11 protein-coding genes and 1 pseudogene are annotated in these 14479 nt (G+C 41.5%); 7 read left to right on the top strand and 5 right to left on the bottom strand.

Annotation, left to right across the window (positions count from 1 at the left end):
• The first annotated feature begins 157 nt into the window (after positions 1-157).
• Complete coding sequence (locus tag QOR82_RS07300; protein WP_283584120.1) at positions 158-5251, top strand: mucin-binding protein; 5094 nt, start codon at positions 158-160, stop codon at positions 5249-5251.
• 160 nt (positions 5252-5411) lie between these two features.
• Here QOR82_RS07300 and QOR82_RS07295 read toward each other — a convergent pair whose 3' ends face one another.
• Positions 5412-6332 carry an IS30 family transposase gene (locus tag QOR82_RS07295; protein ID WP_283584119.1) on the bottom strand — a complete coding sequence of 307 codons (921 nt, stop codon included), beginning with the start codon at positions 6330-6332 and terminating at the stop codon, positions 5412-5414.
• A 228-nt stretch (positions 6333-6560) separates the two neighbouring features.
• Between QOR82_RS07295 and QOR82_RS07290 the strand changes: the two are divergent.
• The 3 genes and pseudogenes from QOR82_RS07290 to QOR82_RS07280 all read left to right on the top strand — a co-directional run.
• Positions 6561-6797, top strand: a pseudogene (locus QOR82_RS07290) (helix-turn-helix domain-containing protein); the annotation flags it as partial.
• A gap of 794 nt (positions 6798-7591) precedes the next feature.
• Entirely contained in the window at positions 7592-7948 is a 357-nt protein-coding gene (locus tag QOR82_RS07285) for a transposase (RefSeq protein WP_283584118.1), read from the top strand.
• Positions 7924-8121, top strand: coding sequence for a hypothetical protein (locus tag QOR82_RS07280; protein ID WP_283584117.1), 198 nt, complete (start codon positions 7924-7926; stop codon positions 8119-8121). The genes QOR82_RS07285 and QOR82_RS07280 overlap by 25 nt, the downstream gene beginning before the upstream one ends.
• Before the next feature lie 551 nt (positions 8122-8672).
• On the opposite strand, the gene QOR82_RS07275 is transcribed toward QOR82_RS07280, so the two are convergent.
• Together QOR82_RS07275 and QOR82_RS07270 are read right to left on the bottom strand one after the other, a co-directional pair.
• Positions 8673-9206 (bottom strand): VanZ family protein, encoded by a 534-nt coding sequence (locus tag QOR82_RS07275; protein WP_283584116.1) that lies wholly within the window; start codon positions 9204-9206, stop codon positions 8673-8675.
• Positions 9207-9290: 84 nt separating this feature from the next.
• A complete protein-coding gene (locus QOR82_RS07270; RefSeq protein WP_283584115.1) occupies positions 9291-10166 on the bottom strand; it encodes a LysR family transcriptional regulator in 876 nt (291 codons plus the stop codon).
• Positions 10167-10293: 127 nt separating this feature from the next.
• Here QOR82_RS07270 and QOR82_RS07265 point away from each other — a divergent pair, with 127 nt between their 5' ends.
• The 3 genes from QOR82_RS07265 to QOR82_RS07255 all read left to right on the top strand — a co-directional run bounded on the left by QOR82_RS07265 (position 10294) and on the right by QOR82_RS07255 (position 12662).
• The gene (locus QOR82_RS07265) at positions 10294-11325 is read left to right on the top strand and encodes a YeiH family protein (RefSeq protein WP_035160040.1); all 1032 of its coding nucleotides are present in this window, start codon (positions 10294-10296) and stop codon (positions 11323-11325) included.
• A 330-nt stretch (positions 11326-11655) separates the two neighbouring features.
• Positions 11656-12108 carry a hypothetical protein gene (locus tag QOR82_RS07260; RefSeq protein ID WP_225430649.1) on the top strand — a complete coding sequence of 151 codons (453 nt, stop codon included), beginning with the start codon at positions 11656-11658 and terminating at the stop codon, positions 12106-12108.
• 269 nt (positions 12109-12377) lie between these two features.
• Positions 12378-12662, top strand: a complete 285-nt coding sequence (locus QOR82_RS07255) for a hypothetical protein (protein WP_085719413.1) — start codon at positions 12378-12380, stop codon at positions 12660-12662.
• A 61-nt stretch (positions 12663-12723) separates the two neighbouring features.
• Here QOR82_RS07255 and QOR82_RS07250 read toward each other — a convergent pair whose 3' ends face one another.
• Together QOR82_RS07250 and QOR82_RS07245 are read right to left on the bottom strand one after the other, a co-directional pair.
• Positions 12724-13224, bottom strand: coding sequence for a 3'-5' exonuclease family protein (locus QOR82_RS07250; protein WP_283584114.1), 501 nt, complete (start codon positions 13222-13224; stop codon positions 12724-12726).
• Positions 13225-13237: 13 nt separating this feature from the next.
• Entirely contained in the window at positions 13238-13861 is a 624-nt protein-coding gene (locus tag QOR82_RS07245; protein WP_283584113.1) for a recombinase family protein, read from the bottom strand.
• Positions 13862-14479: the final 618 nt, after the last annotated feature.

Raw genomic sequence — 14479 nt, 5'->3', positions numbered from 1 at the left:
CAGCTCCATCAACCAATAATCAATTGGTCAGTATTATTTATTTGAGTCCAGTGGCTAACTTATTCTTGAAATTTAGGTATCTAAGAAAATAACAATTCTTATGTCATTAATCAAAACAACGTTGAAAGTATAAACGTATAGAAAGAAAGTATATTTGATGGTATCTAAAAACAATATTCAACACAAAATGGAAGATGATGCCAAGCGGGTTCCCCATTACGGACTGAGAAAGTTGGGAATTGGAGTCGCTTCTGTTTTACTGGGAACCACTCTGTACTTTGGTAATGCCCAAGCGGTACGAGCAGATGCTACTAATAATGCTGGCACTTCAGAAACCGAAACGGAGAAGCAAACGACCACTCCGAACATGTCAAATGGAACAAAAGTAACCTTAAGTGATAATTCGAAAGTTACTAATGCTTCAAATGAAACATCGGAATCAAACAATGGTAATACAGATGAAACATCGGAATCAAACAATGGTAATACAGGCCAATCCGATATTACTACTACTAAGAGTAATAATGAATCAACACAAAATAGTATTGGTAAAGTACAGGAGAATGGTCAAAAGTCAGAGAATAGTATTACCCAAACAATCGATACCGATAATGTGAATAACGCATCACAAGCAGTACCCTATTCAAAACTGTTTGTCATTAATCCAACTGGGACTAAAGTAACTAAAGTAACTAATGATAATTCTATTTCTACTATTACAGATAAATCCACAGATAGACGTTATTCATTAACATTTAAGTCTTATGGCGTCATGGGTCAAAATGGCAGTACTGTACCAGATTCTGCCTTCATTAATGGGAAGATAACTTTTCCGTTACTTTTACATGGAAATGTCCAAAATGGCGACACTGTTGTTATCACAATACCATATGCAGATACATACACTGTTAACGCTCCAAGCTTAAGCAGTCAATATGGAACGCGATCAATTATTTCAGGCTCAAATACATCAAATTGGATAATTAAATATAGTTTTAGCCGGAGTGCCACTTTAAATCTGGAAATTGATATCGAGGGTAGTAATAATGGTTATGGAGCTAAGAATCACCCACTTAGTGATCCAGCCGGAGATACGAAAAAGACAATTAAATGGTTCGAAAACGGAACTGAACAGGATAATACTGGTTTGAACTTCATTTCACGGCAAATGCCCAGTTGGAATCCAAATCAACAATTAAAATCATCTTCATTAATTGATAGCAAACAGCTTCTTAATTCTAACGTAGTTTACTCTTACTCGGTTAGGGAAGATAATGGTACCGTTCCTAGTCAGGCAGGGAAGCCAAATTGGCCATCAGCTCAAATTAACAATACCTTGAATTATGGAACGACAATCACGATACCAATGCCAGAAGGATTTGTTCTTGATGTGAATGCTACGAATAAATTGGTACCTGGATTCTACGGTGATAATAAACAAGCTGAGATTAAGCAAGAAGGTAATAATATTATTATCACAGTTCCAAGCGGTAAAGGAGCACAAGGCTTTGAACTCAAACCTGGTTATCAATTTGTTGGGCATTATGACATTAAGAATCCAGAAACAACATCTTTTACAAGAACTGCAACTGATAGAATTTCGATTGTAGAAAATCTAACCGCAGATGGTAAGCAACAAAAGAAATTTACGTCTGATAAACCATTTTCAGAGAATTTCTGGGGGACTAGTGACAAAGTGCCAATTACTAATGTGTCAACATGGGTAAATTCAGCTTGGAAGTCTAAGACATGGAATTCTAATGGACAGGGTGAATTAATACAATGGCAGGATGATCATGATCAGATTATTGCTTATGCTGGTTTACAAAATGGTTACAGTGCTAATTTAAATAATGCTCAGATTACGCTTAATATTCCAGATGGAATGATTGTCCATGGTGTACGTGTTCCATCAATTAGCGGGGCAACTTCATATACGTATCAATATAAACTTGATGATGGGACTGTACACAGAGGTACAGTTATGCCAGGAGATAAAATAGAAGTTAATGATTTATCAAGAACTATTACGAGTATTACATTAACACCAGATGTGATTGATTCTTATAGTGGAACTGGCACGTTTGATGGTAGTAGTAATTATTTTAATGAAGATAACGCTGTTTCAAACGAGATGCCTCAGATGTTTGAAATATATGGCCACGTGGGCAAAACTAAGCGTGATGGAAAAACCATTGTTAAAAATGGTGAAGTTTGGCAACTTGGAGTGCAGTTAAGTGCTGTTTCCAATGGTTCTTGGTATCCGTTCCACAGCTCTGAAAATATTTTGGTGTTGGTACCAAGCCAAAGACAATCTTCTTCACTTAGCAGTTTTGTAAATGATGATGGAAGTAAAAGTGTAACGATTGATTCAAATAAAATTGACTCAACACAAACCAATTTAGTCATAAGGACTTATTACGATTCTAGTAAACTATCATTGATGGCATCAACGACCGCACATATTGATAATGCAATTTTGTATATTAAATTACCAAAGGGCATTACTTATAAAGGATTGGATAGTTATAGTTATGCAGCTGTTAAGAATGCTAAATTATCAGTTTTTCAAGATGACGAAGATAATACAATTGTAAAAATTGATTATACAGGTTCCTACTTAGACATAACTAAGACAATAAACATGCTTTTAGGCTTCAGCAGCGATGTAATGCAAGGAACATATAAAGTAAAAACCATACTTTATTCTCCGGTAGAAGATCTAATGCCATGGACGAAGTATTTTCCTCAGAATAATGGGAAAACATATTCACCAACTAGTGATGAACAAAAGTGGTTACCTAGTGACACAAGTAATTTATATCTTATAGATAATGGTCCTGCTACCATTACAGTTACCCGAGCTATTTCTGGATTGAATACGATTAGTTTGGCTAAAGGAAACAAAGACTTAGCAGATAATTCATCAAATGGGACATCATCTACAACTGGTAATGAAAGCATGCATTTTGCTGTATCAATTAATAATGGTTCCACAAATGCGATTAGCAATGCTCAGACAATTATTAACTTGCCAAGTAAAAGTAATGGTTCAGGGTTTAATTTTCAACTACATGGTGCAAATTCAGTAACATATAGTGGATCGACTCCGTTAACTTTCAAGTACTCAACCTCCAGTTTTAATTTTACAAATCGTGAAGATACGGAAGGGTATCAACCAAATACGAGTAGCTTTGTAACGGCAGATAAAGTAACAGACTGGTCATCGATTAAATCAATCTTGGTTGAAATTCCGTCATTACCTGCTTCATCAATTATTGGGCGAATCAATATTGATGGCACTGATTCAACGATAGGGACAGATGACGGGAAGACAGGATATCTTGGAACAGGACTGTATATGGCAGGTTATAAACCATATGTAGAATTGCAATCTGCTAAAATTGATGTTCTGGCGAAAAAAACTGTAACATATCAGTTTATTGATGATAACGGTAATAGATCTAAGGTTGGTGAGCCGGTTCAAGTTACAGGTGATGTTGATAGTGAACAACCTGTTAACGGTTTAACTCTCCCAACTGGTTATAAATTAACTAAGGGTGGAACTTTACCGACCTCAGTAAAAATTGGTAATGATAATCAGACGATTGATATACATTTGAGTCATGTCATGACTAATGTGGATCACACGAAGCCAGTGGCCCCAGGTATGAAGACGGTTACTGGCAAGGTAATTGATGGTGCTCACGAGGCTGATCTGAATAAGACGATTACCCGGACGATCAATATTACTGATCCAAACAATGGCAAAAGTACGAAAACTCAAACCGTGAAGTTATATCGGGATGCCAGTTATGACGAAGTGACCGGGGACGTCACTTATGGCCAGTGGAGTACCGGCAGGTGGAATGAATTTGATGATGTTCCAGCGATTGCCGGCTACACGCCAAGTCAAGCCAGTGTGGCTTCAGCAAGCGTAGATAGTACCACCCCAGACGCAACTGTGAACATCAGTTACACGGCGAATGACCAAACCACGCACGTGAAATACAAAGACGCTAGTGGGAATGTGATCAAGACCGATACGGTAACGGGGAAGACCGACCAAACGGTTGACAGCAAGTCCAGTCTGCCGGCTGGTTGGAAGATTGCGGATAGTTCAACTGTTAAGGCAGTGCCAGCCACAATTACGTTCAAGGGAGCTTCGACCCCCGACACGGTCATTACAGTTGACCACGCCCACCGGACCATTCAACCAACTGATCCAATCAAGCCCGACGAAAAGACGCCGGATGGCAAGACCACAATTGATGGTGGTCACGCAAGTGACCTGAACAAGACGGTAACGCGGACGATTAACATCACTAATCCAACCACCAAGAAGACGACTACGACCACGCAAACGGCTACGCTCACGCGGACTGGTGATTTGGATGAAGTTACTGGTCATGTCACTTATGGCCAGTGGAGTACCGGCAGGTGGAATGAATTTGATGATGTTCCAGCGATTGATGACTATACTCCAAACCAGAGTAAAGTCTCCGCTCATAAGGTGACTGCAGATGATATCGATACAACTATTAATATCACCTACACTCAAAACACCCATTCAACAACAATTAATTACGTTGATGAAAATGGTAAGATTGTGAAGACTGATAAAGTTTCTGGCCATACTGGTGACAAGATTAATATCAATGTTCCAAGTGGATATCACATTGATGGCGGAAATGTACCAAGTTGGGTCATCGATCGAAATCAACCTGTTAGAACAGTTTATGTGGTCACGAATAAACACGACACTGATAACCCAGAAGTAGTAACGAAGCCCGTTCTTAACATCATTAAGTACGTTGACGAAAACGGTAATGTGGTTAAGACGGAAACTGTCACTGGCAAGTTAGGTGATCAGATTACACTGACCATTCCTGCCGGTTACCACTTCAAGGATGGAGAAACACCAAACCTTGTTATCACAGAGAGTGGTGTTCAAATTGTTAATGTCGTTAAGGATCGTCAGGTAACCCCTGGAAATCCAACAATTAACGATCATGACAAGAAGAACGGTAACAACTCTGCTGTTGATAACAATGGTGCATCTCAAGACAATAATGGAAAGAAAGTTTCAACTTCTTCAACGGGTCAATCCAATAATGCTAATAACCACAAGCAAAGTCAGTTACCACAAACAGGTAACGAATCACGAAATGGCTTTAGCGCTGCTGGTTTGGCATTAGCTAGTTTGACTAGCCTAATTGGTCTTGCAGGATTCAAGAAGAAGCGTGACTAGCAGAATTACATGTTAGTTTGCTTTCCTAAATAAGAAGGACTCAAGAAGTCGAACTATTCGGCTCCTTGGGTCTTTTTTCGTGTTGGTAATATTAACTTAATCTGAAAAATGTTAATCAAGATTTATTTATGGCAGATTGCAAGAAATAACTTGAACGAATTTAATGACGTAAATTAAGCAGGAAGATCTCGATTGGTGTGCGCCAATTAAGACATTTGAGTGGCCGGGAATTCAGATACCAATTGATTTGAACCAGCTGGCGATCGCTCAGCTCTTCAATAGCTTGTCCCTTGGGAATAAATCGTCGCAAAACTCGGTTACGGTTCTCATTACTACCGCGTTCATGTGGTGAATAAGCATGGGCAAAGTACAACGGCACGCCGGTATTTTTCTCAATTGATTGGTAGTTGGCGAACTCTTTCCCGTGATCAACCGTCAGTGTCTTGAGATTAGTTCCTAATTGATTAGCTAACTCAAGGATAACCTTAGTCATTGAAGTGCTATCTCGTCCATCAAGCCGTTTAACGATAGTAAGGCGACTCTTGTGTTCGACAAACGTAGCTACTGCTTGACCTTTGCGCTTACCAGATAAAACTGTATCAGCTTCAAAATGGCCTGCAATATTACGATCAGAAGCTTCAGCTGGACGATCTTCAATCGAACGACCATGACTAAAAGTACCACGAGTTTCTTTAGTCCGCTTACGGCGAATACCATGGTCAGGTAAATCAGTCATCCGAATATCTAGAAATCCTTGATCGACCCAGTTATAGATAGTCTTGTAGGCGATCCTAACCACATGGGCTACTTGTTCAATTGACCATTTCTGAATCTTGATCTTGTCTTCGATTAGTCGGAGGTTAGCCGTTAATGAGCATTTACGACCACGACGACTAAGCTTAGATTCAAGGTTAGCTTGAGCACTAGCAGCTTGATATTCGCCATTCAAGCGATGAATTTCATTAAAGATAGTGGTCTTACTAAAGCCTAAGTAGTTAGCGATATACTGCAAGGAACGTTTCTCGTTATGAAGTGTTTCGATGACAACGCGGTCTGAAAATGATAAGATAGTGGTGCCCATAAAGGTCCTTCTTTCAATGGAATGTTGTGGTAACACCATTAAAGACCTTTATGGGTTTTTCTGTCCACTTAAATGTTCAACTTAAATTTTACAATCTGCCACTACTAAATGTGTACTATATAAACACGTATTTCTGATGTAAAAATGTTACTCCAGTAAGTTAAAAACAGCTATTAAGTTATCTAACCTTTAAATAAAAGGGTTGATAACCATGGACTAAGACGACAGCAGGGTATCACGCAGGAACAGCTTGCTGAGATGAGTGACTTATCACTTAATTTTGTTTCAAAAATCGAAAGAAAACAGAAACAGAACATTATCATTAAAACATTGATGGCTCTTGCATCAGCCTTAAATGTTAAACCTTCAGATTTGCTTAAGGGTAGCAAGGGCCCAACCAGTAATCGTCGTAAGCATGTGGATCTGCTTAGTAGGCAGCTATATAAGTTACCTGAAGGTGAATAAAAAGCTTCCTATCGGGACTTACTGTTCAACCCAGCATTAAACTTAATGCACTCTTTTAACTTCATTACCCCGCTCCTTTTAATATTCTCGTTCAAATATTTAATCGCACCATTAAGATACTCCCGTTTAATTACCGTTTTAAGATATTCCAAGCGAAATATTTAAAAATATTTTCGCGTAAATATCATTTAATCATTGCGTTTAAATTTCATTTACCAACTGCGCTTTTCCCGTTTCAACTTCAAAATTAAGTTCAAAACTTTCCCAATTCCGATCTTTGACACACGACATATTTACAGATATGCGCAAAAGTTTGTCAAAAACAAATAAATAACTTTAATTAAGCTTGATATTTCGCCATTATCGCGCAGCTAAACGCTTATCATTTTTAGCGTTTCGTGATTGCGCATATTTTTAGATATGTCGTATCTCAATTGCCAGATTAGAAAAAAAAGCTTGTTAATTTTGTTGGCGGGTCGCTCGGTTACAAAGGTAATCACACCCACCCATAAAACGAGTGCTTTGTTCTACGGCTATAAGCCGGTATGTACAGCTAACGCCTCAAGGCACTGACTTGTCTTGTTGTTGACTTGACCGCTTTACGAAATTAGGCAGCCTCGCGCCCGCTGAATCTCGAGCCTTAGCTGCCTAATCGTTGACATCATTCAATTTTTTCTTGTTTAATCAATGTGGATAAAAAGGCCGATCAATATGAAAAGATAATCAACGGTCTAAAAAGTCGTCGTGCAATCAAAGAAAAGCATCTTCGGGCTGATAGTAAGCAACTCGAGCAATTGAGCAAACAGATTCGTTATTACTCAGCCCGTCGGGCCAACTTGCTGACGGAACGGTATCGCCAAATTGCTCGGCAGTTGTTTGCTGAGTATGAGCTAATTGCCATTGAAAAACTCGATGCCAAAGAAATGCGCAAGAAGAATCAGAAAGGGTCAGGGGCCACTAATCGGGGTAAGAACCGTAAGCTGGCGAAAATCAAGCCTTACGAAATTGCGTTGCTTTTAGAGCAAATGGCCGATCGTGAAGGCAAAACCCTGCTGAAAGTTGATAGTTATAAGACCAGTCAAGTTGAATTTGGCACACAATACCAAAAAGTGGTGAGCGTCAATGGGTGTCTAAGCACACTGGAAAATTGATTGATCGTGATTTGAACGCTAGTCGTAATATTTTAACTTGGGCCCTTGATCCTAAGAAGCATATTAAGTATCTCGAACGTCAAGCAGCAATCAAAGCTGCTAAAAAAGCTGAAATCACTAAAGACAAGTTGCCAAAAGCGATTCCAGCCAGAGTATTAGTTACAACGAATTAATTAACGGGCGGGACAGAACCTCGCCGTCCGTCCCCAAAGGTTTTGAGAGTTACTGTTGGCGTATCACCCTGAGCGTGCAAAACGGGTGCGAAACAGTAATTAAGATCAACTTGATCTCAACGGCGCAAGCCGTTGCATTGCCTAAACGTTTTCTGAGATTGAGCGGCTCTTAGCAGCCTTTTGATCCAGAAGCGCGGTCATTTATGACTGAGTAGTTCACGCCAGCGAAGTTAGCACGGTGATCATGCTATGGATTAAAGGGGGAATGGCAGAATCCAGTGCCGAATTAGCCCAAATGTTAGCAGTCATTCGTGATCATCCCCTCAAAGAAATTGTCGGCCCGGCCCATGAATAAATCCCAGAAAACCAAAAATTACCGCCAACAAGGACGGTGATCGGCATAAGAGAGAAAGAGAATTGATTAGAAGGTAAATACTTAATACCTTGTGACTATATGTTAGCGTTTACACATGGATTTGTCAATAACTTCCCCGATTTTATTTAAAACGGTTTCATTCCTTGGCTTCTTGACTTGCGCGCCTGGTTATGACCTAGCGTAGGCGAAAGGGCTTGATCAGGGTCCGCAGTGGGGTGTGGTCCAGCCCCCAGACTACTACGTAGCTCAGCACCAGGCCGGCCCAGTTGGTAATCACATCGTCAATATCGACCACCCGCAACGTGTGAACCAACCAGTCCGAAGCAAACTGGGCGCTTTCAATCACCAGCCCCGGCACGAGCCCGGCCAAAGCAACCTGCCACCACGACCAGTGCGGCCGCCAAAGGTAGCAGTACACCCCCAGTGGCCCGGTCAGCAAAATATTGGCCAAAAATTCCGGGTCGACGTGGACGAACGGGTGGAGGTTATACGGCACCATGTAAAAATACGACAGGGCCTTGTAAGAATCTGGCAGGATCAGCCCGACCGGGGCAAAGACCAGCCAGGCCACCACCATTAAGTAGCCCAGGCTGGTAAAGACTGTCACCCGCTGGGCCGGCGTCCGGTTTGGTACCGCCAGTAGCCGGTAATACCCCGCTAGCAAAATCAGCCAAGCCACCCCAAACGTCAACCACCGTGTCTGCAACATCAAATTGCCCCCTTCTATAAATAGTTCTAGCTTACCGAACGTAACCGGACCTGACCACCGTTGGTCCCCAAGCTTAACCAGAACTTAATTTCCCAGCATTTCCCGGGCGGTCGCCACCAGGGGACCAAATTCGGCGGCAAAGGAGCTTTCCTTTAAGTAGATCAAATTCAAGGGATGCTCGAGCGGAAAGCCGGCCAGCGGCAATTCAAACAAATTGCCCCGGGCCAATTCGTTGGCCACCAGGGCCCGGTACATAAAGCTGATCCCGACCCCCTGCTTAAGTAATTCAATGATCGCCGTCGGGCTGCTTAAGGCTAAGGTCTGGCGAAAATCACTCAGCTGGGCGTTGTGCGCCGCCAGCCAGGTCGTCAAAATCTCGCGGGTCCCCGAGCCGGCTTCGCGGACGATCAAAAGCTGGTCAAACAAGGCTGGCAATGTCGCTGGCGCCTCGGCCTGGGCGGTCACGCCGATAAAGGGCGCACTGCCCAACGGGGCGGCGGCAAAGTCCTGCCGCGAATAATTACCCTCGATCAAGGCCGCATCTAATTGACCGGCGAGCAGCTGCTGGGACAGGACAGCGGTATTTTCAATCGTCATTTCCAGCTGGTAGCCGGCCGCGATCACCTTGGCCAGCAGCTGCGGCAGTAAAAAGGCCCCCAGCGAGCGGGTCGCCCCCAAGCGCAACGGCGGGGTCTGGGCCAAGCGGAGCCGCTTTAAGACCGCCTGATTGTCCTGCCCGAGCCGTTTAGCGTAGGCCACTAGTTCCGTGGCCGCCGGCGTTAGCTTGACCCGGCGCCCGTGGTGGGCCAACAGCGGGACATCTAGATCGGCCTCCAGGCTGGCCAGCTGCTGGGAGACGGCCGGCTGGGTGATAAAGAGCTGCTGAGCGGCGGCGGTCAACGAGCCGGTCTGCGCCACCACCATTAAGGTCGTCAACCGGTGGTCCAGTAAATTTTCCATCGTCCTGCCCCTTTCATAAGGAAAACTAACTTACAAGAAAGAAATCATAATTTTTATTTATCAGTCTAGCATGGTACATTAAGAATGTAAAAAAATCCGGATGTCAATTCGGAAAGGAGAAAGTGAAATGCTCAAGAAGATATTTAGCTGGCCCTTTGCTTGCGCCGCGCTCTTAACCTTAATTTGTTCGCTGGCCGGCAGCTACCTGGCCACCCTCCCCTACCTCAAGGTGATTGGTGCCTTAGTGATCGCCCTCTTGTTAGGGATGGTGATGCAAGTTGGTCGCCCGGTCCTGGATTACAGCCGGCCGGGAATTGGCCTGATTGCCAACAAGTTCCTGCGTCTCGGAATCATCCTGCTGGGCTTTAAGCTCAATTTGATTGCCCTGGCCCAAGCCGGGATCAAGACGATTGCCCTGGCCGTCGTGGTCGTGACCTTCACGATTTTAGTCACCTACCAGCTCGCCCGCCGCTTCGGGGTCGACCGCCACTTAGCGATCCTGACCGCCAGCGGGACCGGGATCTGCGGGGCCGCCGCTGTGATGGGGATTTCATCGCAATTAACCAGCGATGACGATCCAGCCACCAAGTTGCGCCACCAGGAAAATGAGGTGGTTGCCGTAGCGATCGTGGCGATCCTCGGGACACTCTTTACCCTGATCGAAATCGGGCTCAAGCCACTCTTGCACATGACCGCCCTGCAATTTGGGGTGATGACCGGGGGCAGCCTGCACGAAATCGCCCACGCCGTCGCCGCTGGGAGCGCCGGGGGCCCGGTCAGCCTTGATACGGCGATCATCACCAAGCTTTCGCGGGTCCTGCTCTTGGCCCCAGTCGCGATCTTAGTCGGGATCTGGTACCAAAAGGCGACCCGGCAAGCCAACCCGACCGGTGAAAAGCAGCCGGTGCCGATTCCGTGGTTCATGCTCGGCTTTATCCTGGCCAGCGTGGCCGGCACCTTTATCCCGGGCCTGGCCGCGTTGGTACCAAGTCTGGTCAAATTAGCCTACCTGCTCCTAGGGATGGCAATGGCCGCCTTGGGGATGAACGTGAACTTCTCCGTGCTCTTCACCCGCGGCAAGAACGCCCTCGTGGCCGCCGGAATTTCTTCGGTGTTGCTCTTGATCCTGGTCGCAACTTTGTCCAAGACCTTCTTTTAATCCGTAATTAAACGCTAAAACCGCCGTCTTCCAACTCCCGGAAGGCGGCGGTTTTGTTTAAATCATGCGTCATTATCTGACTTCAACTCCGTAAATTGAGCATCTAATTTAGCAATAATTTGAGCGCGTAACGTTTCGATCCGTTTGGCTACTGATTCCCACATAAATTTACCATTAGATCCTGATTTTTGTATGTACCTCGAAGAAGATGATGAAACAAGGTACAGAGCTGAGTCTTATAATTTAGGTCAATTCAGGCTAAGTATGTCCTGGAATAAATTGATACTTAAATATAGGAACAGAACTATTGATGAGTTACTTGTTGTATTCATGGATAGTGCTACTTTCATGACAGTCACTCCTAGCCTAGGTTCCATAAGTCCCATGTCTAACAGTGATATGCTCACATTCCAATATTACCTAGCTGATTCGCTAGATTTCGCCGTTGAAAAACTAATACTAAATATGAAGAGATCATCAATTACTCCTAATTATAATCAACAATCAAAACTACTAAAAAGAATTGTTATTTTTAAGAATTATAATCAGCTAAAGCAAATTAAATCAGTTTTGCAGAAGCAGGATGAATACATCAAGGGAAAATGCGCTCCTACAAAAGAACAATTAGAATTATGTAGAGGCGCACTTTCAATGGATTTCGGAAAGGATACCCCTGAAATGAATCAAGGGCATATCGAAGTTATGTGTGAAGAAGCAAACGTCAGTCAATTCATAAATAATTATTTACAATCAGAGATCATTAACAATAAACGTTCTCGTTGATTATCGTACAATACCCCTTAGGGTTGACGGCACTTTAAATAATAAAAGCGCTGATCCTAAGGGGTATTGTACGACTGACGAACAGAGGTAATTTTTACTAAGCGACGATCGGTTGTTATCTTTTAGAGTTATTCACGTTTAATGTAGTTTGAAAATGTTTTCTTTATAAAAAATAATTTTTTATTAGAAAAAGCTATAGGGACCTCCCTTAATAAATTTTTATGGAAAGGATACTGATTATGCTCAGAAAGCAATTGCATGAGACGTACATGGTAACAATCACAGAATTCCTAAGTAACTGGGAATATTTGATTAAGGCCAATGATAAAGCCAAAAAGACCATTACTCTTAAAAAGGGCAATGAAATTGTCGCTGTTCTGTTTACTTCTAACACTTTTCAAAAAACTGACGGTGATATTGAAAAGTTAGAAGCAGCTCATCAAACAGACCAACTTCAGATTAAAAGCTTAAGAAAAGAGAATGAAATTCTTAAAGCGCGTCTTGATTTGCTGGAAAAAGCAAATAAAACAGACGATAATGACATTCCATTTTAGTTAAATAGGTAAAGAACACTTAGCAGATTTATTAGTTTACTAAGTGTTCTTTTTTAGTTGTTCAGTTTTTTTGTGCTTGAGAATATTCCATCATCTTATGCCAGCAAAAATTAATAGCTTTAGCGTAATCAACGCCCGTTCTGCTAAAAATGTTATCAGGCAGTGGATAGCCGTAATAAATACAAAGATTATCAATTGTATCTGTTTCATCCCCCATAACTCTAAAATAGTCGGCAAGGTCTTCAACTAAAGTATCGATTGATATAGTGATGCCTTGGCGTTTCAGATACGTAATTGTTGGATTGAACGTGATTATCTTTGAAGCCCTATCGAAAATCGATTGTATTTTATCCTTATAGTTTTCTAATAAGGGAGCTTCATAAGTATCTTCCGGCCTGATACCGTTAAGATCGCTATACCACCAATCGACAAGCTTGGTACAAAAAGTACTGTTAAAAAGGTCTTTATTATTAGTATCAATAATTGTTAGTCGTATAATTTCATCAAATTCTTCACCTCCTGTTGCATCTAGCCAATAGATCAACGTTTGTTTATCATTCATTGCAATCACCTCGTCAGGCATTGTAACTCTGAGCAGTATTGGTTGGACGCAGTTGATGTTCAATCTGCTGCTTGATTCTATACAAAGTAGATTTTGATAAGTGAAATTTCTCTTGAGTAGCAGTGTATGTATGAGATTGAAGATAGTCATATGCTTGTTTGTATTTTGGTGTGATGACACGTTTATTATGACCTCCAACGTTTACCGTAGCCTGATACTTTGCTTTCTTAATAGCTTTAGAAAGACACTTCTGATGAAGATAATGTGTGTAGTCAAGCTTAGCTAGTTGTGATGCAATAATCCAATTGCTAGCAGTGCTGTCATCACTAAGATCCATATCACCTGATTTAATAATAACCCCAGTATCCTCAACAACATGCATAAGACAACATAATTCACGTACGTTGGAATAGAGGTTAGTTAAAGAAGGGACGAACAGGATATCACCCTCCTTAGCGACAGTTGTAAGAAATCTATGAAGTTTATATCTTTCTTTATTGATATGACTGAAACCATCAGCAAAGCAGTTTTCAAAAGGAATTCCGCTATTCAAAAGAAGATTAGCCTGATATTCAAAATTAGAATCCTTAATAAACTTATCTCTATAATAGCCAGAGACATAACCATACATCGTCATAATATTATCAACTCCTTTTAGTATCATTAATGTTCTAAATAAAAATTTCTGACTTATTCAAACTCAAATAAAGCAGAAATCTTTATATACAAAGAAGAACTAATATTGTACTAGAGCAGTATTAGTTCTTCTTCAAAATTGAACATTATTAATATTGGTATCAGTTAACTAGTACTAATGGTGGAGTATAGTTGACTATTAAAAATTTGATGATTAACTATTGATAATACTTTTATTGTGTCTGATATGCTGAGTGTGAATTAATGAATATCTATTATTTTTAAAATAGAAGCTAGTATTCATGTCATCTAATCAATTATGCTAGATAATGTGGGTGCTAATCTTTGTAGGAAAATATTAACAATGATAACTGTATTATTAAAATTTCAACTTAAAAAGTGTCAATTACAGTGTCAATCTAAAAGGTTAGTGCTATTTTGCATAGGCAAGTTGGTACTTAATTTTATTCGTATACCTATCAATTAAAAAAGATATTAGGTGGATTATAGAATGAAGTTAGCCACCTAATTGGTGGTAAATACAAAAACGCCATTCGGCGTGACATCAGGTATCATATTAAGTGAATCAAACCTATATGAAAGGATGTCCGTCAAATGA

Source organism: Limosilactobacillus difficilis, assembly GCF_947387495.1.
Lineage (GTDB): Bacteria > Bacillota > Bacilli > Lactobacillales > Lactobacillaceae > Limosilactobacillus > Limosilactobacillus difficilis.
This window is presented reverse-complemented; position numbering and strand designations above follow the sequence as displayed.

Coding starts and splice junctions, on each gene's coding strand:
- QOR82_RS07300 (WP_283584120.1), top strand. CDS start 158: ATGGTATCTAAAAACAATATTCAACACAAAATGGAAGATGATGCCAAG.
- QOR82_RS07245 (WP_283584113.1), bottom strand. CDS start 13,861: ATGACGATGTATGGTTATGTCTCTGGCTATTATAGAGATAAGTTTATT.
- QOR82_RS07260 (WP_225430649.1), top strand. CDS start 11,656: ATGGATAGTGCTACTTTCATGACAGTCACTCCTAGCCTAGGTTCCATA.
- QOR82_RS07255 (WP_085719413.1), top strand. CDS start 12,378: ATGGTAACAATCACAGAATTCCTAAGTAACTGGGAATATTTGATTAAG.
- QOR82_RS07295 (WP_283584119.1), bottom strand. CDS start 6,332: ATGGGCACCACTATCTTATCATTTTCAGACCGCGTTGTCATCGAAACA.
- QOR82_RS07265 (WP_035160040.1), top strand. CDS start 10,294: ATGCTCAAGAAGATATTTAGCTGGCCCTTTGCTTGCGCCGCGCTCTTA.
- QOR82_RS07275 (WP_283584116.1), bottom strand. CDS start 9,206: ATGTTGCAGACACGGTGGTTGACGTTTGGGGTGGCTTGGCTGATTTTG.
- QOR82_RS07270 (WP_283584115.1), bottom strand. CDS start 10,166: ATGGAAAATTTACTGGACCACCGGTTGACGACCTTAATGGTGGTGGCG.
- QOR82_RS07250 (WP_283584114.1), bottom strand. CDS start 13,224: ATGAATGATAAACAAACGTTGATCTATTGGCTAGATGCAACAGGAGGT.